The organism is Algoriphagus sp. UBA3586 (assembly GCF_002376385.1).
GTDB classification, from domain to species: Bacteria; Bacteroidota; Bacteroidia; order Cytophagales; family Cyclobacteriaceae; genus Algoriphagus; species Algoriphagus ornithinivorans.
On the sequence record NZ_DFMT01000026.1, the window covers coordinates 117,915 to 137,366 of the forward strand.

At 38.3% G+C, this 19,452-nt stretch carries 17 protein-coding genes; 4 read left to right on the forward strand and 13 right to left on the reverse strand.

Translation table 11 applies throughout. The annotated features are described in order from the left end of the window. Positions 1-34: 34 nt before the first annotated feature. Positions 35-1,546 carry an OmpP1/FadL family transporter gene (locus B2906_RS08450; protein ID WP_219958648.1) on the forward strand — a complete coding sequence of 504 codons (1,512 nt, stop codon included), beginning with the start codon at positions 35-37 and terminating at the stop codon, positions 1,544-1,546. On the opposite strand, the gene B2906_RS08455 is transcribed toward B2906_RS08450, so the two are convergent. Genes B2906_RS08455 through B2906_RS08465 form a run of 3 tightly spaced genes read right to left on the reverse strand, consistent with a single transcriptional unit; the run spans position 1,536 to position 3,701 of the window. Then, the gene (locus B2906_RS08455) at positions 1,536-2,066 is read right to left on the reverse strand and encodes a shikimate kinase (RefSeq protein ID WP_219958647.1); all 531 of its coding nucleotides are present in this window, start codon (positions 2,064-2,066) and stop codon (positions 1,536-1,538) included. The genes B2906_RS08450 and B2906_RS08455 overlap by 11 nt on opposite strands. Beyond that, positions 2,063-3,163, reverse strand: a complete 1,101-nt coding sequence (locus B2906_RS08460; RefSeq protein ID WP_219958646.1) for a BT_3928 family protein — start codon at positions 3,161-3,163, stop codon at positions 2,063-2,065. The genes B2906_RS08455 and B2906_RS08460 overlap by 4 nt, the downstream gene beginning before the upstream one ends. Next, positions 3,156-3,701, reverse strand: a complete 546-nt coding sequence (locus tag B2906_RS08465) for a DUF1599 domain-containing protein (RefSeq protein ID WP_091654178.1) — start codon at positions 3,699-3,701, stop codon at positions 3,156-3,158. The genes B2906_RS08460 and B2906_RS08465 overlap by 8 nt, the downstream gene beginning before the upstream one ends. A gap of 14 nt (positions 3,702-3,715) precedes the next feature. Between B2906_RS08465 and folP the strand changes: the two genes are divergently transcribed. Beyond that, positions 3,716-4,600 carry a dihydropteroate synthase gene (folP, locus tag B2906_RS08470; protein ID WP_219958645.1) on the forward strand — a complete coding sequence of 295 codons (885 nt, stop codon included), beginning with the start codon at positions 3,716-3,718 and terminating at the stop codon, positions 4,598-4,600. Beyond that, complete coding sequence (gene cdaA, locus B2906_RS08475; protein WP_219958644.1) at positions 4,597-5,472, forward strand: diadenylate cyclase CdaA; 876 nt, start codon at positions 4,597-4,599, stop codon at positions 5,470-5,472. Before folP ends, cdaA begins: the two co-directional genes overlap by 4 nt. Before the next feature lie 184 nt (positions 5,473-5,656). On the opposite strand, the gene kbl is transcribed toward cdaA, so the two are convergent. Beyond that, positions 5,657-6,850 (reverse strand): glycine C-acetyltransferase, encoded by a 1,194-nt coding sequence (kbl, locus tag B2906_RS08480; RefSeq protein ID WP_286937824.1) that lies wholly within the window; start codon positions 6,848-6,850, stop codon positions 5,657-5,659. 145 nt (positions 6,851-6,995) lie between these two features. On the opposite strand from kbl, the gene B2906_RS08485 reads away from it, so the two are divergent. Then, the gene (locus tag B2906_RS08485; RefSeq protein WP_286937827.1) at positions 6,996-7,952 is read left to right on the forward strand and encodes an NAD-dependent epimerase/dehydratase family protein; all 957 of its coding nucleotides are present in this window, start codon (positions 6,996-6,998) and stop codon (positions 7,950-7,952) included. A 48-nt stretch (positions 7,953-8,000) separates the two neighbouring features. Here the strand turns inward: B2906_RS08485 and B2906_RS08490 are convergent, their stop codons facing one another. The 9 genes from B2906_RS08490 to B2906_RS08530 form a co-directional block, all read right to left on the reverse strand. Beyond that, positions 8,001-8,351, reverse strand: a complete 351-nt coding sequence (locus B2906_RS08490; RefSeq protein WP_286937841.1) for a Spx/MgsR family RNA polymerase-binding regulatory protein — start codon at positions 8,349-8,351, stop codon at positions 8,001-8,003. Positions 8,352-8,493: 142 nt separating this feature from the next. Further along, positions 8,494-11,256, reverse strand: a complete 2,763-nt coding sequence (locus B2906_RS08495) for a M14 family metallopeptidase (protein ID WP_286937845.1) — start codon at positions 11,254-11,256, stop codon at positions 8,494-8,496. A 140-nt stretch (positions 11,257-11,396) separates the two neighbouring features. Beyond that, the gene (gene hemL, locus B2906_RS08500; protein ID WP_286937847.1) at positions 11,397-12,689 is read right to left on the reverse strand and encodes a glutamate-1-semialdehyde 2,1-aminomutase; all 1,293 of its coding nucleotides are present in this window, start codon (positions 12,687-12,689) and stop codon (positions 11,397-11,399) included. Continuing rightward, complete coding sequence (locus tag B2906_RS08505) at positions 12,686-14,338, reverse strand: ABC transporter substrate-binding protein (RefSeq protein WP_286937851.1); 1,653 nt, start codon at positions 14,336-14,338, stop codon at positions 12,686-12,688. The genes hemL and B2906_RS08505 overlap by 4 nt, the downstream gene beginning before the upstream one ends. A 137-nt stretch (positions 14,339-14,475) precedes the next feature. Beyond that, positions 14,476-16,005 carry a glutamine-hydrolyzing GMP synthase gene (guaA, locus tag B2906_RS08510; RefSeq protein WP_286937872.1) on the reverse strand — a complete coding sequence of 510 codons (1,530 nt, stop codon included), beginning with the start codon at positions 16,003-16,005 and terminating at the stop codon, positions 14,476-14,478. A 124-nt stretch (positions 16,006-16,129) separates the two neighbouring features. Continuing rightward, positions 16,130-17,128, reverse strand: coding sequence for a ligase-associated DNA damage response exonuclease (locus B2906_RS08515; protein ID WP_286937878.1), 999 nt, complete (start codon positions 17,126-17,128; stop codon positions 16,130-16,132). A gap of 48 nt (positions 17,129-17,176) precedes the next feature. Then, positions 17,177-18,313 (reverse strand): hypothetical protein, encoded by a 1,137-nt coding sequence (locus B2906_RS08520; protein WP_286937882.1) that lies wholly within the window; start codon positions 18,311-18,313, stop codon positions 17,177-17,179. A 60-nt stretch (positions 18,314-18,373) separates the two neighbouring features. Then, positions 18,374-19,003: a flavin reductase family protein gene (locus B2906_RS08525; RefSeq protein WP_286937884.1), complete on the reverse strand. Its 630-nt coding sequence runs from the start codon at positions 19,001-19,003 to the stop codon at positions 18,374-18,376. Beyond that, a complete protein-coding gene (locus B2906_RS08530) occupies positions 19,000-19,443 on the reverse strand; it encodes a hypothetical protein (protein WP_286937892.1) in 444 nt (147 codons plus the stop codon). The genes B2906_RS08525 and B2906_RS08530 overlap by 4 nt, the downstream gene beginning before the upstream one ends. Positions 19,444-19,452: the final 9 nt, after the last annotated feature.

A 19,452-nucleotide genomic window follows, 5' to 3' on the forward strand; every position in this document is an offset into this window, starting at 1 on the left:
TCCCGTTATATCTAAGAAATCAACAATTTATTTAATGAAAGTTCAATCTTCTATTTTCATAGCATTCACTCTCTTTTTGTCTACACTATCTTATGGTCAAAGTGGATATTTTGAGGATGCATTAAGATTTAGCCAAAATGTACCAGCTGGTTCAGCAAGAATGATTGGTATAGGAGGAACTCAATGGTCCTTAGGAGGTGACGTTTCGAATATTGCTGGAAATCCGGCTGGACTCGGCTTCTTTAGAACATCTGAGGCCAGTATCACATTTGGTTACTCGGACTGGAGAGTAGATACCCAATACTTGGGACAGCCTAGACAGTATAATACCAGTAATTTTTCTATCCCCAATCTTTCAGTCGTTTTCGCCAACCCTAAAGGCCCCTTAAATAGAGGTGCATTCAAGGGAGGTTCATTTGGTATCAGTATCCAAAGGATCGCTAATTTTAATACGGAATATGGCTTTTTCTCAGATGAAATTGGTTCTACTTCCATCATAGATTTCTATCTACAAAATGCAATCGGAGTTCCGGAGTCTCAAATCCCAGGAATGGGCTTAACAGGACTGGCATATAATACTTATTTGATCAATCCATTATTGGATTCCAATGGAAATGCAATTCCAGGTGAATATGATCCGGTAATTGGGTTTGAAATCGGAGCTTTTCAAGATGAAAACATCACGCAAGAAGGAAATGCAAGTCAAATAACCTTTTCTTATGGAGCAAACTTTAACCATAAGCTATTTGTGGGAGGATCCTTGGGAATTCGATCATTAAATTTTGCCTCTAGAAAAGTTTATAATGAAGAGTTTGCGGAAGGCCCATTGTTCAATACTTCTCTCAGAGAAAATTTATTTATCAACGGGACAGGAGTGAATTTAAATTTAGGTTTAATCTATAAGCCAATTGACCAATTGAATCTTGGTTTCAACTTCCAAAGTCCAACTTGGTACTCCCTAAATGAAGAATATGATGCCAGAATTATAGCTGAGTTTGATAACTTCTACTACGCTCCAGAAGATATAACCTTACGAAGAGAGGAGGCTGCTACAGATTTCATACTGAGTTCTTACGGGCTAAACTCACCATTAAAAGTTGGAGCCGGAGCGACTTTCTTTTTAGGGAAAAATGGATTTATTTCAGCAGATGTGGATTATGTAGACTTTAGCGCTGCAAGATTAAATTCCAATGATTTTAATGAAGGTCCGGATAACCAAGCTATCAGAGATTTCTATACCAGCACATTAAATTTCCGACTTGGTGGAGAAGCAAGATTGGATATTTTTAGAATAAGAGCAGGCTTTGCACACTTTGGAGATCCATATAGCAACTCTAACTTCGATAGAAGTATGCAACAATATAGTGGAGGATTTGGAGCCAGATTAAATAATTTCACGATCGATTTTGCTGTGGTAAACAGAAGATCGAACGCTTTATATAACTCTTACCAAGTACTTGATCAGCAGGGAAATAATATTGGACCATTCACTGAGTTGAATAATAGTATTTTCTCAGGGGTTCTGACTTTAGGAATTACTTTCTAAGCTGGTGAATTAGCTCAGATATTAAAAGCTCAGTGGAGAAATCAGATCCGCTGAGCTTTATTTTTGCCATATTGTAATACTCTTCTCTTTCTGCCAGAAGGTTTTTTAATTTAAGGATAATCTCACCTCCTTCCATGCCTTGGAACATGGGTCTATTTTGAATTCTAGCTCCCTCCAAGCGATCAGAAATATCATTTAGAGGTACATCTAAGTACACAGAAATTGCTTGTGAATTAATCAAATCCATGTTGTCATTAAAGCAAGGGCAACCTCCTCCCGAGGCTAGGACAAATGACCTATCATAACTTAATGCCTGAGCCAACATTTCAGATTCCATTTCTCTAAACTTCCCCTCTCCCATTCTGGAAAAAATGTCTGGGATTTTCATTTGATTTTTTTGCTCGATCATAGCATCCAAATCATAAAAGGGAAAATTCAAGGACTGAGCTAATTGTCTTCCAAAAGTACTTTTGCCTGAACCTGGAAGCCCTACCAAAACTACTTTTAAATTTTCGTTCATTGAATATACAAATCTAAAACCTCTGAAGCATCAGGAGTATTGTTATGATGAAACTTACCGATAACGGTTCCTTCTTTAAGTAACATGATGCCTGGGTTTGACCTTACTATTGTCTTTACTACAGTAGCATCAGCCTGCAAAGCAAGGATATCCCAACCTTGGTCTACTAACAACTGATCGATCTCTTCTTGAGATGCCGCTGCAACCAAAACCACTTGGATAGGAGAACTCTTTAAGTCCTTCACCAAAGCATCAATTTCATCCAAATTTGAAGAACTCATCTTAGCTCGATTGCTAATTAAAATCAACAATTTATTTCCTGTAAAAATTTCTTCAGAATAATCTCCGTTTTCATTCCAAACCGCGAAATCAGAAATCTTTGGAAGGGCTTCGGGATTTTTTAATACCATTTCCACAAACTCATATCCCTCCTCTGTTGGATATTGGTCTAAAGACACTGTTTGCCCATCTTTCTTCATGACATATGAATATTGCAATGGAGAGGATGGCTGCATACTTTTGGGGATATTGACCCCAATTTTATATGCTCTAAAATCAATAAAAGGCAGATTTCTAATCGCTGTGATTGATAAAATCAAAGATAAAACTGCCACTGCTATGACAGATTTTTTAGCCCATCCCGGCGCATGAGTTGGAAGGTGATTTCTCAATAATAAAATCCCTCCGATCAAAATCATTAGGATCACATCCTTATAGAAAGACTCCCATGGAGTCAACTTTATTGCATCACCAAAACATCCGCAATCAGTTACTTTGTTGAAATAGGCTGAGAAAAAAGTTAAAAATGTAAAAAAGAGAATCATAGCCGCTAATGCCCAGGCAGTCAATTTACTCTTTACACCCAAAATGAGCATCACTCCCAAAACTACCTCGAGCACAACCAAAACAACGCCTATATATAAGGCGAATGGCTTGAAATAGATGAAAAATCCAGCAATGTCATTAGAAAAAACGTCAAAATACTCTTCCAGCTTAATAGCAGTTCCGACAGGATCATTCACTTTGATTAGACCAGAGAAAATAAATAGACCTCCTACCAAAAGTCTCAAAACCCACAATATTCCTTTATTAAGCATGGTAATTCAATTTTATTAAACAAAACACTGAGTAATTAATCATATCCTGGTAATTCGCTTCTATTCCTTCAGACACCAAGGTTTGGCCTTCATTGTCTTCTATTTGCTTTACTCTGTAAAGTTTCATCAAAATAATATCTGTCATTGAGCTCACCCGCATATCTCTCCATGCTTCTCCATAGTCATGGTTCTTGTTTTCCAAAAGTCCTTTGGTTTGACTGACCCATTTATCGTACACAGGCTCTATGTCATCAAATGGGATTTCCATCCTTTCATCTTTTTCAAAACTAATTTGTAATAATGCGATCAGGCAATAATTGATGATACCCACAAATTCGTCTACAATAGGATCCTCAACTTTCTGATTTCCTTTTTCCTGAATAGAACGGATTCGCTGGGCTTTGATAAAAATTTGATCTGTAATTGAAGAAAGTCTTAATATCCTCCAAGCGGTCCCATAATCGATGGTTTTCTTGCGGAATAGTTCTTTACAACGGGCAATTACTTGCGTATATTCGTTACTCGTTTTGTTTTCCAATTTATTCTAATTTAATGTTACCTGCCAACAGCGTGACTTCTTCGATCGAAGATAAATTATTTCCTCAAAAATATACACTTCAAATTAAGGGAAGGCTTATTCATTGGGAAAAGCCACAAATTATGGGTATTTTAAACAGTACTCCTGATTCTTTTTTTGATAAAAGTCGAGTAAAGGCGGAAAAGGACATTATTTTGAAGAAGGCCGAAGAAATGATTCGGCAAGGGGCAAGCATTTTAGATATCGGTGGATATAGTAGCCGCCCGGGTGCTTCGGAAGTTAGTGTAGAAGAAGAATTGAATAGAGTGATCCAACCTATAATTTGGATTAATAAAGAGTTTCCGGAAGTGCTTATCTCCATAGATTCTTTTCGATCAAGAGTTGTCAAAGAGGCAATAGAATCGGGTGCTCATATTGTGAATGATATCAGTGGAGGGGAGTTGGATAAAGAAATGTTTGAAACAGTCGCAAAGCTAAAAATTCCCTATATCATGATGCATATGAGGGGAAATCCGGCGACAATGCAGACAAAAACGAACTATTCTGACATTCTTGTTGAAATATTGAACTATTTCGCGGAAAAACTGGATGTTATAAGAAAGTTTGGCATCAAAGATGTAATTATTGATCCGGGCTTTGGCTTTGCAAAAAACCTAGATCAAAATTATTTTCTTTTAAGAAACTTAGATTATTTGAAGGCCTTGGGACTTCCTATTTTAGCAGGACTTTCTAGGAAATCCATGATTTATAAAACCTTGGATTGTGATTCTTCGGAAGCCCTCAATGGAACAACTGCCTTAAATATGGTAGCGCTTTTGAAAGGTGCTAACATCCTGAGAGTTCATGACGTTAAAGAAGCAAATGAAACCCTAAAATTATATAAACAATTATACCCTTGACCTTACTTTTTAAAATAGGATTCTTAGAAATATCCATCGTCAATATGGTCGATATTGCGTTGGTATCTTTTCTATTGTATCAAGTCTACAAATTGCTGAAAGGGAGTGTTGCGATCAAGATTTTCTTGGGCTTCCTCTCAATTTACCTTGTTTACCTATTAGTGCGTGCCCTTAGAATGGAATTACTTTCCTCTATTCTTGGCCAATTTATGGGAGTAGGTGTTATCGCGGCAATTATCATTTTTGCGCCTGAAATCAGAAAGTTCCTCCTTTTGATTGGAAGATCTTCCTTATTATCAGACGATAATGTCTGGAAAGACATTTTATTCTTTTGGAGAAAAAAGGACAATTCCTCCTTCAATATCAGTCCTATAATTGATGCGTCCAAAACTTTGGCGGGTTCCAACACCGGCGCATTAATGGTTATTTCAAAAAGCACAGAACTGAAATTTTACGCTGAAAGTGGAGATATTCTGGATGCAGAGCTTTCTAAAAGGTTATTGGTTTCGATTTTCAATAAATACAGCCCACTCCATGATGGAGCTGTGATTATTCATAACGGGAAAATAAAAGCAGCTCGTTGTATTTTGCCTGTAACAGAACGCGAAGTACCTGCCCAGTTTGGTTTAAGACACCGGGCAGGTATAGGGATGTCGGAGGCAACTGATGCAGTGATTCTCATTGTCTCAGAAGAAACTGGCCAGATTTCAATGGCAAAAAATGGTAAAGTTTTGCATAATATGTCTTTCCAAGAGGTAAGGGAAACCCTGAACGATTACCTCAACAGCTTAGATGTAGACTCTAGGTTTGAAAACCTGGAAGACTACGAAATGAAAAAGAAAAGAAAACTGGCTATGACCAGTAAATCATAAAAAAAGCCGAACTGAATGTTCGGCTTTTTTTATGTCAATATCTGCTTTCTTATCAGTAAGAAGAAGAATATGGCTTAGAATTAGGCCAAATAATCAGAATCCCGATTCTTCGGTCATCGGTCTTCCAACACGTTAAGCAAAGAAAATACGGTTAGTGACAAGATTGCCGATAATCAGATTATTTTTAAATAACTTTTAAATCTTTTCCTACTTCAATGAAAGCATTGATTGCTTGATCTAAATGTTCGCGATCATGTCCGGCTGAGATTTGAACACGAATTCTAGCTTGCCCTTTAGGAACTACAGGATAATAAAATCCTATCACATAAATTCCCTTTTCCAATAGCTTTTCTGCCATTTTTTGGGATAACACCGCATCATACAGCATCACAGGTACAATAGGATGAGTACCCGGCTTGATATCGAATCCAGCCTCGGTCATCTTTGCTCTGAAATACTGGGTATTTTCTTCTAGTTTATCCCGTAATTCTGTAGTCTCTGATAACAAATCCAGGACAGCTATAGATGCACCTGTAATAGAAGGAGCTAAAGTGTTAGAAAACAAGTAAGGTCTTGAGCGCTGCCTCAACAATTCAATGATTTCTTTTCTTCCAGATGTAAAACCACCTGAAGCACCACCAAGAGCTTTACCTAATGTGCCGGTAATGATATCCATCTTACCCATTACATTGCAAAGCTCGTGAACTCCCCTACCGGTTTTACCCATGAAGCCTGTTGAATGACATTCATCTGACATCACCAAAGCCTCATATTTTTCTGCCAATGCTACAATTTTATCGAGTTGAGCAATGGTTCCATCCATGGAGAATACTCCATCAGTCACAATGATTTTTTGTTTGGCTCCTTTAGCGACAGCATCTTTCAGTTGTGCTTCCAAATCCTCCATATTGTTATGCTCATATCTATAGCGCATAGCCTTACACAGACGAACGCCATCAATGATTGAAGCATGATTCAAGGCATCGGATATAATAGCGTCCTCAGGGCCTAATAATGGCTCAAACACCCCGCCATTTGCGTCAAAAGCAGCAGCGTAAAGGATTGTATCTTCAGTGCCCAGAAATTCAGAGATTTTTCTCTCAAGTTCTTTATGAATATCCTGAGTACCGCAAATAAAACGAACAGATGACATCCCAAAACCGTGGGTATCAATTGCTTTTTTAGCAGCCTCAATCACTCTAGGATGCGAGGACAAACCCAGGTAATTATTAGCACAAAAGTTTAATACCTTTTTTCCTCCGGATATTGTAATCTCAGCAGCTTGAGGAGAGGTAATTACTCTTTCTCTCTTAAACAATCCTGCCTCTTCTATGGATTTTAATTCCTCTTGTAATTTGGGTTTAAATTGATCGTACATTTTAAAATTTTATTTACTGATAATTTTCGATTCCCATTGGTCAAAAATTCTGTTTGACCCTCTGATTTTTCTTACTTTTGCGCAAGCAAACCCAAATATAAACAAAAAGCCTCGGAAGGATGAGGGCTTTTTTAAACACCTGGAAATGGAAAAAATCTTAATCATTGGCGCTGCTGGACAACTGGGTTCAGAACTTACCAAAGCATTAGCGGATAGAGTTGGAGGAGAGCAAGTAATCGCAACAGATTTAAGGGATTCTGCAAGAGATTCTTTTGATTACTGCAGATTTGAAGTACTGGACGTATTGAACAAAGAAGCGCTTTACGATTTGGTAAAAGAAGAAAATGTAAGTCAGATTTACCATTTAGCTGCTGTCCTTTCTGCGACTGGAGAGAAGAATCCTCATTTCGCATGGCATCTAAATATGGAAAGCTTACTTTCTGTTTTAGAACTTGGAAAAGAAACCAATTTGGATAAAATCTATTGGCCTTCCTCCATTGCTGTATTTGGACCAAATACTCCAAAAATCAATACTCCACAATATTGTGTTAAAGAGCCCAACACGGTTTATGGAATTAGCAAACAAGCAGGAGAAAGATGGTGCGAGTACTACTTCCAAAAATATGGTGTAGATGTCAGAAGCTTAAGATATCCAGGATTAATCGGTTACAAATCCCTTCCTGGAGGTGGAACTACTGATTATGCAGTAGATATTTATCATAAGGCTTTGGCAGGGGAAAAATTCAATTGTTTTCTCAGAGAGGATTCCAACCTCCCAATGATGTATATGCCTGATGCTATTAAGGCGACCTTGGATTTGATGGATGCTCCCAAGGAGGCTGTAAAAGTTAGATCCAGTTATAATCTGGCAGGAATGAGTTTCACTCCAAAGGAAATCTTCGAAAGCATCAAAAAACATATCCCTGAATTTGAAATAGAGTACCAACCAGACTTTAGGCAGCAGATTGCAGATTCTTGGCCAGACAGTATAGATGACAGCAAAGCCAAAGAAGATTGGGGCTGGCAACCAGATTTCACCTTAGATGCAATGACTAAGGACATACTTGAAAATTTACCCGATTATTTTCCTGTTGAAAAATAATCAGGAAATAAGAAAAAAGCCTGGCAGTTAATTTCTACCAGGCTTTTTTTATAATTTCTCTGAAATCAACTCCTCATCGAAACCCAAAGTCAAACTTGTATCCGGATACAGGATTATGGGCCTTTTAATCATACTGGAATTTTCAGCCAAAATAGGAACGGCAGTTTCTTTTTGTTCTAAGTCTTTCCTTTGCTGCTCGTCCATCTTACGGTAGGTCATTCCTTTCTTATTGACCAATTGGCCCAATTCAGTCTTTTCTAAAAATTTGTTTAAGAGATCGAAAGAGGGTTTTTGCTTTTTGTAATCGATAAACTCATAATCAACTCCCTTTGAATCCAGGTAGTCAAAGGTTTTTTTCATCGTATTACAATTCTTGATTCCGTAAACTTTCACTGACATAATTAATGTATTGAGTTTTATTTTTTAAGTAATATTAAAGCCAAGAATCATCCCAAATTAAAAGCTAAGACAAGCACCTACTTGCTAAAATTCGTCTATCCCTGACTTCCTTTTAAAATCTAAAAAAAGGCCAAATTGTTCCTTACTGCCCCAAATGATTCCAATTGATTAAGGTATTCCAAACCAAAGGAGCATCATGGTGATTAAGAAAACGATGTAATGGGTCAAAAGTAAAAGCCACTACTCTGCCTTTACCAATCGGCACATTGAATATTCCTCCATGACCGATGATGGTTTGCTCATTTCGCACCATACCAGATCTTACATACGGAGCCTGTTTTCCTGAATCTCCTTTCTTTTCAAGGGTTTTGTTTGGGTTCTCCATCCCCATAATTGGCCCAGTGTATGGTTCTTCATCTTTTAGAGGTTTGGTTCCATATTGTAGTACCATCAAATCCCTTTTTGCTAAGTCAACTTGGTAAAGTGGGCCATTCCCCTTGAAAATCGAAAAGGTTTCTGGATACCCATATAAAATAGGGCTGGATGTATTCTTTGCTTTCACAGTGACTACTGAACCTGGATGAAATAAACCTGAGGCAGTATAAGACTCTAAATCCCTTGTGATTCCAGTTTCAGCTATCATTCTGGTAGAATTATCAATACTGATTACAACTCCACCATTTTCAATGAATTTTTTCAATTGATCAATTCCCACAAATCCAGGTCCACCAGTCATATCATTGGTTTGATCTGGATATCCATGAGAAGGAAAATCTGCAGTCTTGGTATAAGGCATAGGGCCAAACCTGCTGTCTATTCCATGGATAAAATCCGCAGCTTCTCCCCTAGCTCTCGGGATTAGGATTACATCGAATCGGGAATTTAGATTTCCTGCTTTGAGATCATCTTTATCAATAGAAGTGTAAGGAATTTCTCTTTGCTCAAAGGTAAACCGGGACCAACCTTCGTCTTGCGTATTAATCCAAGTATGATATATAGCTACCCTTGGCAAGCTTACTTTTTGCAGATCTGACTGCTTCGGCGCTGAATTGCTTCTTATTAAATCCAAAGCAAATTTTTCGGATAACTCTTCAGAATCGGAAGAACTTATTCCCTTGATCATAATTGAACCAGATTTTAAAGTATCTGATTCGAGGGCAAACTCAGATTTCAATACTTGAATATCCGCGCCACTCTTTTTCTGCTTGATCCAGTAAAGTGCCGGTAAGACATTATTTTGGGCCTTATAGGAAATGTAATACGTGGAGCCGGAACTTTTAACTTCTCCTTTGTAAACAGCATTATTTTCCAGCATTTTTAAAGAAGACACATCAAAATCAATCGAATCTTTTGCATCAACTTTTACCCCGTACAAGTAACTCAAAGTCCAAGCAATGTCATCATAGGGAGGAAACTTTGCATCTTTTGGATAATTTTGTTCTGAAAGAAGCGTAACTGCTAAATTTCTATAAGGCTGATCCAAAAGAATGACATAGTCTTCATTTTCTGCCTGATGAACTTCTATTGCCTGAGCTCTCAATTGATTGACCAAATAAGCTGCCATGGCTGGATCTCGTTGTTCCTTTGGGATCACATAAGCTCTTGGACCTTTGGTCTTCCCTCTTCGGATAGAATTCACCCCTTTTTGATAAAAATTCCGCAATAACTGCTCTCCGTTTTGGGCAGCGTAGGTTAGAGAAGCTAATACTCCTGCCTGCATGTAATTGATATTGTTTCTCGCAGACCAATACACTTTTTCTGTTGGAGGATCAGGTCTATACCATTCTCTAGTGGTGGCAGGGTCCCCTGCATATCGGGATTTGGATAAATCTCTTAGGTAGGTATTAGCCCCGGCATTTCCGAAAGTCTCATAAAAGCGTCCATTGGAATTATGGTTATTAGCTACCCAAATCCCATATCCTGGCCACCAACCATCATAAAACGCCCATGTAAAAGCTCCAGGCATGCCTTGAGCAGCCAAAGTGGTAATATCATGGTTAGCCATAACTTGCCACTCTCCTATAGTCACAGGATCAACTTGTTCATTATAAGGACCTGTACCTGTTGAAATATAAAGTAAAGGCACAGACTCATGAAGATCCAGCATGACCGTAGGATGCCACTCGTAAAAGATGGAAAATATCCCTTTTGTGATAGCCTGGGAAACCTGTAGCCCATCTCTATTATTATCGTGGAACACATATTTCCCCCAATAAGGAGCTGATCTTGGAAACCCGTCATCCCACTCAGTTCTGGCTTTGGTAAATCTATAATACCAATCCACCAACTTATCTCTACCGTCCGGCTCAGAGACAGGGTTAATTAAAACAATCACATTATCCCGAATTTGCTTGACAGTTCTGTCTTCACTTGTAATCAAACGATAAGCAAGCTCCATGAGCATTTCCGGTGAACCCATTTCTGTAGAGTGCATTCCACCATTCAAATAATAGACAGGCTTCGCTTTTTGAAAAATATCTTCAGCTTGGTCAGCTGAGATTTTTCTAGGATCCGCTAATTGATCAAGGTATTCTTTATAAGTATCCAGACCATTCATACTTTCGTTATTCCCGATCACCACCAGATAAATCGGTCTTCCTTCTTCAGTAGTTTCTACCTGCTGTATGGATAAATGATCTGATTTTTCCGCCAATAATTGGTAATACTGATAAATGTCAGATGTTCTATGCATGACACCTGGAGCTCCTATTATTTCTCCAAAATGCTTTGAGGGAGATGGAATACTTGGATGATCTATAACGTCTAAAACAGAGGTGGGCAAAAATCTTGTGTCAGTAGTATACTCCCTGATTTTAGCATTGTAGGCTTCATCTACCTTTTGTCCATAGCCAGACAAAAAAGGTGAAATGAATATGCATGCCAGAAGAAATGATTTTAGCTTCATGGATTTTTGGGTTGGTGGTAAATAAAATTTCTTGGGGAAGAAGTTAAGGGATTTACCCGAAAGCTTTCCTGAAATTTTCACAAACAGGTCAGCCAATTTATGAGTGGGCATAAAAAAAGGCCGAATTAACGGCCTTTCACTTATGAATGGATTTCCAACATACTTTCTCTATGAGCATCCAGAATTTTTTGAATCAAATCATCTGTCAAAGCAGTGGATAGAAATAAGCTCTCAAACTGAGAAGGAGCTAAGTAAACTCCTCTTTTCAGCATAGCTTGGAAGTACTTACCAAAAAGCGCTGTATTTGACTTCTTTGCAGATTCAAAATCAATCACAGGCTCATCAGAAAAGAATAAGGAATACATACTGCCTAAATGATTAACAGTGTAAGAGTAGCCTAATTCAATATTAATCTTCTTTATTCCCTCAGAAATTTTTCTTCCGATTTCATTTAGAGCTCCGTAAATCCCATGATGCGCATTCAAATGCCTCAGCATTGCCAAGCCTGCGGCCATGGCTATGGGGTTTCCTGATAATGTACCTGCTTGATAAACCGGTCCTGCTGGAGAAACATGCTCCATGATTTCTTTCTTGCCACCATAAGCACCTACTGGCATGCCACCGCCGATAATTTTTCCCAGAGTAGTCATGTCAGGAGTTACTCCAAATAGTTCTTGCGCACCACCGGGAGCTAATCTAAATCCTGTCATCACTTCGTCAAAAATCAAAACGATTCCCTCCCGGGTACAAATCTCTCTCAAACCTTCCAAATAGCCAGGCATAGGAGTAGCCAAGCCCATATTACCGGGAACTGGCTCTAAAATTAAAGCCGCAATTTCTCCCTTATTAGCAGCCACCAATTTCTCAATTGCATCCAAAGAATTATAAGGAGCAAGCAGGGTGTCTTTTGCAGTTCCTTTGGTGACGCCCGGTGAATCGGGATTTCCCATGGTAATAGCACCTGAACCAGCAGAAATCAAAAATGAATCTCCGTGACCATGATAATGCCCTTCCATTTTGACAATCTTATCCCGACCTGTATACCCTCTAGCCAGACGAATCGCGGACATGGTTGCTTCAGTTCCCGAATTAACCATCCTCACTTTCTCTACCGAAGGCACCATACTGATAATCAATTCGGCAATTTCTATTTCTCTAGCGGTAGGAGCCCCGAATGAGGTTCCATTTTCCATAGCCTTAATCACGGCCTCTCTAATCAGAGCATGATTGTGGCCAATAATCATCGGCCCCCAGCTATTAATCAACTCTATATATTTGTTGTCATCTTCATCAAAGATAAATGCCCCATCGGCTCTTTTGATGAAAATAGGATCACCCCCCACTGCACGAAATGCACGGACTGGTGAGTTTACTCCACCTGGAATAAAATTTTGGGCATGGGCAAAAAGCCGCTTGCTTTCAGAAATATTCATTGATTTGTTAAAGGTTTCAATTCACCGTATTCAAAACCGAATACAGGTACATAATTATTTGAATTGCTGTTCAGAAAATTAAATCCCCAGGTTATGTTTCCTTGTTGAAACTGCTGTTGATTCAAGCTCCTCCTAAGATCAAACCCAAAGCTCGGGCTTAAGTTGGAGGAAAGCCAAAATATTAGCTCCTTCCCCAAAACAGCATTCATAGAAGGGAAGACTAAATTTTTGTTATAAAAATCCGTTTTAAACGCAATCATTGCCTCTTTATCCAAAGCTGGAGAATTATTGGAGATAAAGTAGAAATTCGGATCCTCCAACATTTCAAAATTCGCAAAATTGAAACCAAGCCAGGAATCCATTACCAAAATCGGTAAAGAGGTTGTTACTGATTCTATCAAAGAAAGTGTAGACTGGGCAATGGCAGGATCATCGGTCAGCATTATCACTTGATCTACCTTCAAATTGGCACTATCTCTTCCAGGCCTTACTCCTAAATCAGCAAGAAAACTAGCTGCATTTCTGGGATTCAAAGGTTGGGAATCCACTATTCTAAACCCTTCTTTTGTCAATTTTTCCTTCAGAAAGGCATTCATTTTTTCATCCCTTGAACTATTGCTGTATCCAATGGCCACTCTTTTACCCCACCTTTGAGATTTCAGATTTTGAATAATTCCATCTACTATATTCTCAGCAGATGGTCTGAATAAATAGCTATACTGCTTATCCTGAAATCTTTCTCCCAAATTGGAAAGAGGATGGATAAAAGGAATCTTGGCATTTTCCGCAAATGCGCTCACTAAATCAGATTCCTCCAAGTAAATAGGTCCAACTATTACATCGGCACGTTTTACTGCAGGTTCTTTCAGAATATTCTGCAAGTGGTTTAAATCTCGCTTAGAATCAAAGGAAATCAAATTCACCCTTTTCCCTTCTCTTTTAAGTTGATTTACACCAAACCGAATCCCTTCAAATAATTCATAGGTAAATGATGATGGAGAAATTTCTCCAGACCTGCCATCAGTAAAAGGAAGAATTACCACAATATCCAAAATCTCATCTTTGATTTTAGATGAACCACTTAATTCTCCTATTCTCTGAAGCTCATAATACAGTGCTCTTTCTTCTGAAGAAAGTACCGATTTGCTATTCAAAACAGTACTTAAAGCTGCAGTGTAGCCGGATAATTCCTGAAACTCTCTCAAATTTCTAATCAAGAAATCAGGGCTTTGCTTGATTAGAAATTCATAAATTAAATTCTGCGCTTTTCTTTTGATCTCTTCATTTTGAAGCTGGCTAACTTCCTTCAGCCCCTGCAGTGCCTGACTATTTTGAAAGTATGCTGTTGCTAAAAGGTATTTAGCCTCCTCGCCTTTATTCCAATTTCGGGATGCAAGAGGTTCAAGAAAATCTATGGCTTGATTAGGCTGATTGGCACCCAAAGCAGCCTGAGCTCCGTGAAATGCTGCGTAATTGGCTAGATTCCCATATTTTTCAACAGAAACAAATTCCTTAAAAGAATTCATGGCCTCCCAATAGGACCCGGAATTTAATTGAACTTGTGCTCGTCTATAACTCTCAGGTAAATTCTGAGACCAAGCCAAAATACTAATGAAAAAAACTGATAGGAAAAGGAAGGATTTTCTCATGAATCAAGGGTATGAATCAAACTGAATAGACAAATTTAAGCCATTATTTCCAAACCCAAAGTTTGGACCATAATAGATTATAAAAGCAAAACCCGAAGACAAAGCCTCGGGTTTTAACATTTATTGATTTTTTAAAATTATTCCCACTCGATTGTTGCTGGTGGCTTGGAAGAAATATCATAGACCACTCTATTCACACCTTTTACACGGTTGATGATTTCGTTGGACATTTTTCCCAAGAACTCATACGGTAAATGAATCCAATCTGCAGTCATTCCATCTATGGAACCTACTGCTCTCAAGGCAACCACTCTTTCGTAGGTACGCTCATCTCCCATCACCCCTACAGACTGAATAGGAAGAAGTATTGCACCAGCTTGCCAAACTTGATCATATAAGCCATGATTTTTCAAGCCTTGAATAAAAATATGATCAACCTCTTGCAAGGTTTTTACCTTTTCAGCAGTGATATCTCCCAAGATTCGTATAGCTAGACCCGGACCAGGGAAAGGATGTCTTCCAATAATGGTTTCGGGAATCTCCAAAGCTCTTCCCACTTCTCTTACCTCATCTTTGAATAAGGTATTCAGAGGCTCAACAACGGATAGCTTCATGAAATCTGGAAGTCCTCCTACATTGTGGTGAGATTTAATGGTGGCAGAAGGACCTTTGACGGATACTGACTCAATCACATCTGGATAGATCGTACCTTGACCCAGCCATTTAACTCCGTCAATTTTGTGAGCCTCATCGTCAAATACTTCAATGAAGACTCTCCCGATTGCTTTTCTTTTGGCTTCAGGATCTGTTAATCCAGCCAAGGCATCATAAAACCTTTGCTTGGAATCTACACCTATCACATTCAGACCCATGTCTTTGTAGGATTCTAGTACTTCTTCGAATTCATTCTTTCGAAGCAATCCATTATCCACAAATACGCAGGTAAGTTGATCACCAATTGCTCTGTGAATTAAAGTTGCAGCAACTGATGAATCCACACCACCGGATAAGCCCATCACTACTTTATCGGATCCAATTTTAGATTTCAAATCTTCAATAGTCGCATCAATAAATACATCAGAGGTCCAATCCTGAGCACATCCGCAAATAGAAACCACGAAGTTTCTTAGAAGATTTTTTCCTTCCGTAGAGTGTGTTACTTCAGGGTGGAACTGTATCCCGTAGGTTTTTTCTCCTTCAATCTTAAATGCAGCCACTTCTACAGAAGAAGTACTGGCAATAACTTTAAAACCTTCCGGTAATTTTTTGATGGTATCTCCATGAGACATCCAAACAGTAGAACCATGAGTCATTTCTTTTAGAAGATCATGGTGCAGGTCAATATGGTCAAGATTAGCTCTTCCGTACTCACGAATCGTGGAAGGAAGCACCTCGCCCCCATATTTATGCGCTAAAAGCTGAGATCCATAACAAACTCCCAAAATCGGAAGCTTGCCTCTCAAGCTATCCAAATCCAAATCAGGAGCTCCTTCATCTCTTACGCTGCAAGGAGACCCGGATAAAATGATCCCTTTGATATCATCATTGATCTCAGGAACATTATTAAAAGGGTGAATTTCACAATAAACATTCAGCTCTCGAACTCTTCGGGCGATGAGTTGGGTGTACTGAGAACCGAAATCGAGGATCAAAATTTGTTCTGCCATGCGCAAAGGTAAGCAGGATGGTCGGTTTGCTGAAATACGGCAAAGAAAATTTGGTGATAGTTTTAAACAATATTCCAGTAAAATTCATAAATAAACTAATTATCAGCTATTTATAGAATAATAATTACTGCGTATCCTCTTCCTCTCCAAATAAGGTTTTTAACTCAACTGCATCTATCCCCTTTTCTTCCTGAAGGTATTTCCCAAAAACGGCAGTGGAACCATGAGTCAGATAGACTTTTTCAGCTTCAGTAGCAGTAATTGCCTGTATCAATCCCTCCCAATCAGCATGATCTGATAAAACAAATCCCCTGTCGGCTGCTCTCCTCCTTCTGGTGCCTCTAATTGCCATCCAGCCTGAACAAATCCCTGTCCTATAGGGAGAAAATTTTCGCATCCAGGGAGTTCCCATGGCCGATGGTGGCGCTATAATCAAAGCCCCTTTGTATTTACTTTTTGGAATTTCTTGAGTGACTTTTGGGACATCCCAAAGGGAAATGCCATTTGCCAATAAAGCTTGGTTGGTGTTCCAGACTGCTCCATGAACGAAAACTTCACCAATATCAGGATTCAGGTTTTGTAATATTCTTTGAGCTTTTCCCAAAGAATAAGCAAATAGCACTGAATTTCGGCCTTCAGCTGCATTTTCTTGCCACCAAGAATTGATTTGATTGAAAATCTCTTGTTGACTTTCCCATTTATAAATCGGGAGCCCGAACGTGCACTCTGATACAAATTCATGGCACTTAACAGGCTCAAATGCAGCTGATAGTCCATCATTTTCCACTTTATAATCACCACTAACTACAGCTACACGGCCTTTGTGCTCCAGTCTAATTTGAGCCGACCCTGGGATATGTCCGGCAGGATGAAAAGAAACTTTTACTCCGTTAATTAAAAGATCATCACCGTATTCGAGGGTTTGAAGATTGATATCCTCTCCTAACCTCAGTTTCATTACTTCCGCAGAGTGATGATGAGCTAGGTAAGCCTTCATGCCCCAACGAGAGTGGTCTGAATGCGCGTGGGTGATTAGCGCTTTGTCAACCGGCCTCCAGGGATCTATAAATACTTGGGCGGGAGGACAATACAACCCAGATTCTGTAAGTTCTAGCAAATTCAATTGGATAGAGATCTTTGATTAATTTAAGCCATAGAACCCCAATTTTGTTTATTTCAACTCATAAAAGTAAAAAGTCTGAAAATCTCTTTCTTCAGCATTCGGGTCTTCACCTGGTTTGGCATTAACTGAATAGAGTAACTCTTTTTTTGCCTGAAGTTTAATTGGCCACTCCCCTTCCCAAAGCTTTTTATCATCTTTTAAAACCTGGTAGACAGGCGTTTTATATTTTTCTTGCACACTCATAAACCTTTCATCCCCAACTACTCTCCTATCTAAAGCATCAACTTCTTCATCCGGTGCTCCTTTCAAATACCAGGTTATTAAATAATCATTTGAAAAGGTGAAATTCTGATACCTAGAACCTCGTAGATCCTCGAAAAATACATCGAAGTTTTGATTGGGGATTGTCGGCTTTGTAATTTTAAAATTTTCACCAGGATTTAAATCTATAGAATCCAAAAGATTCAATTCAGGAAAAGAATACTGATATAGTTTTGGCGTTAATCTGAACTGCAAGAAAATTTGATCATTTTTCAAATAAGCATTTGGTTCATAACTAAGATATTCACCTTTATCTTGAATATAGTTTAATGATTTCGGGACTTTAGAAGAATGAAGCTGATTTCCATCTGCAGTACCAACTTTAAGAAAATCATAAGTATCCATTTCCATTAGACCATTTTTTAAAAATTGATCCTGCTCACTTTCCCTAAACCCAAACATAAATACCATTCCATCTTTTGAAATAAGACTGGGAGTATCTCCCATCAACCTTGATAAAATGTGAATTTGTGTTGGATGCTGCTCAATTAATTCAAATTCAAGATTGTAAATAAAATTTCCTGAGAAAGTTTTTACTAAAATTTTATCATTAGAAATAAATCTTGAGGCTTCAAAATATCCGGATTTGTAACTATCAGGCCCGTCTTGAGCTCGATTAGCAACCTTGAGAATATTACCAGAATTGTCTGTTAGGATAAATTCATTGCTTTTAAAATCGAAAAACAAAAATTTCTGAGCATCATCAGAATAATCCAGCAAAGTTGGAACGACCATTCGATCTATGCGCATACTGTCTACCAATACTAATTCTGGGACATAAGAACCTGAGATTTCCTCGGATTTTTTTTGACTGCAGGAGTATAAAACCAAAACTGCGATAAGAGTAGAAAAGAAAAATTTCATAAAAAGTCTTTTTCCAAAACTATCAAATACTCATAAAAAATAAAATCCTCTTTCGAGGATTTAAATTTCTTGGGGAAGTTTATCAGGTTTGGCGTTACTGAGTCTACTTAGCTTTTCACCGACATGATATTCATCCAGACCTGAAACTGTGACAGATTCCAAAATATTTAGATCAAGAGATCCGTCTTGCCTTAGCCCTTTTTCTTCCACGTAAATGTGATCTATAGAAGCTATCAGCAAAACAGTTTCATTAATTTTTAATGTTTGTGTCTCAACTAATGAACAGCCCAATTTGAGAGGACTCTTTTTAACAAAAGGGGCATAGAATTGCTCCAAGTATTCCTCTTCAAGCCCAGTTTTTTCAAATTCAGAACCCTCCCATCTAGCCGAGGTCCAGTGAGCTTCTTTGTAAAATTCTGGGGTAACATGATTGAGCGTGAAAACCTCTGTTTCCAGAATATTTTCCAGCGTATCTCTTTGAACAGTATGAGGCCTAAAGAGAATCCCCACCAATGGAGGAGATGCACCTATATGAAAAACCTGAGAAAAAGGAGCCAAATTATTGATCCCAGATTTACTCTTTGTACCAATTAGGTTTAGGCTTTTGTATCCTGATAGGCAATTAATCAGATTTCTTCTGAAGAATGAGTCAGATTCCAGAATATCCTCTTTGCTGAAATGCTTGATCATTTTTTAATTGCCTCTTCAATGGTATCACAATATTTGATATCCAATTGATCAATAATATTATCTGGATAGGTTTCCAAAATCTGATTCTTTGCTATTTGAACCATTTTTTCAAACCACTTTTCATCTGGAAGGATTTTACGATGGGTTTTCACACCATATGCTAACATATCTTTCTTCCAATGAATGAAATACCATTCCATTGTAGGTTGATGGAAGGCTCTTAGAGATCTCTTGTCGAAAATGAATTTTTCGTACTTACCTGCTTTAACTTTCTCACCTATTTGATTGAATGTTTCCTTGAAATCTTCAATGGGGATATAGTCTGCAAGTAATTCACAAATCACAATTCCTTTGTCAGGATTAATTAAAACGCGTGCATACTTTTCTTCAAAAGCCAGTTCAAAATCTCGCGTTTCTGATGGATATAAGGTGTCGTTCATGGCAAGATG

Excerpts from the sequence above, each read along its gene's own strand:
- B2906_RS08450 (WP_219958648.1), top strand. The coding sequence starts at position 35 with ATGAAAGTTCAATCTTCTATTTTCATAGCATTCACTCTCTTTTTGTCT.
- B2906_RS08455 (WP_219958647.1), bottom strand. The coding sequence starts at position 2,066 with ATGAACGAAAATTTAAAAGTAGTTTTGGTAGGGCTTCCAGGTTCAGGC.
- B2906_RS08460 (WP_219958646.1), bottom strand. The coding sequence starts at position 3,163 with ATGCTTAATAAAGGAATATTGTGGGTTTTGAGACTTTTGGTAGGAGGT.
- folP (WP_219958645.1), top strand. The coding sequence starts at position 3,716 with ATGTTACCTGCCAACAGCGTGACTTCTTCGATCGAAGATAAATTATTT.
- kbl (WP_286937824.1), bottom strand. The coding sequence starts at position 6,850 with ATGTACGATCAATTTAAACCCAAATTACAAGAGGAATTAAAATCCATA.
- B2906_RS08485 (WP_286937827.1), top strand. The coding sequence starts at position 6,996 with ATGGAAAAAATCTTAATCATTGGCGCTGCTGGACAACTGGGTTCAGAA.
- B2906_RS08490 (WP_286937841.1), bottom strand. The coding sequence starts at position 8,351 with ATGTCAGTGAAAGTTTACGGAATCAAGAATTGTAATACGATGAAAAAA.
- B2906_RS08495 (WP_286937845.1), bottom strand. The coding sequence starts at position 11,256 with ATGAAGCTAAAATCATTTCTTCTGGCATGCATATTCATTTCACCTTTT.
- hemL (WP_286937847.1), bottom strand. The coding sequence starts at position 12,689 with ATGAATATTTCTGAAAGCAAGCGGCTTTTTGCCCATGCCCAAAATTTT.
- B2906_RS08505 (WP_286937851.1), bottom strand. The coding sequence starts at position 14,338 with ATGAGAAAATCCTTCCTTTTCCTATCAGTTTTTTTCATTAGTATTTTG.
- guaA (WP_286937872.1), bottom strand. The coding sequence starts at position 16,005 with ATGGCAGAACAAATTTTGATCCTCGATTTCGGTTCTCAGTACACCCAA.
- B2906_RS08520 (WP_286937882.1), bottom strand. The coding sequence starts at position 18,313 with ATGAAATTTTTCTTTTCTACTCTTATCGCAGTTTTGGTTTTATACTCC.
- B2906_RS08525 (WP_286937884.1), bottom strand. The coding sequence starts at position 19,003 with ATGATCAAGCATTTCAGCAAAGAGGATATTCTGGAATCTGACTCATTC.
- B2906_RS08530 (WP_286937892.1), bottom strand. The coding sequence starts at position 19,443 with ATGAACGACACCTTATATCCATCAGAAACGCGAGATTTTGAACTGGCT.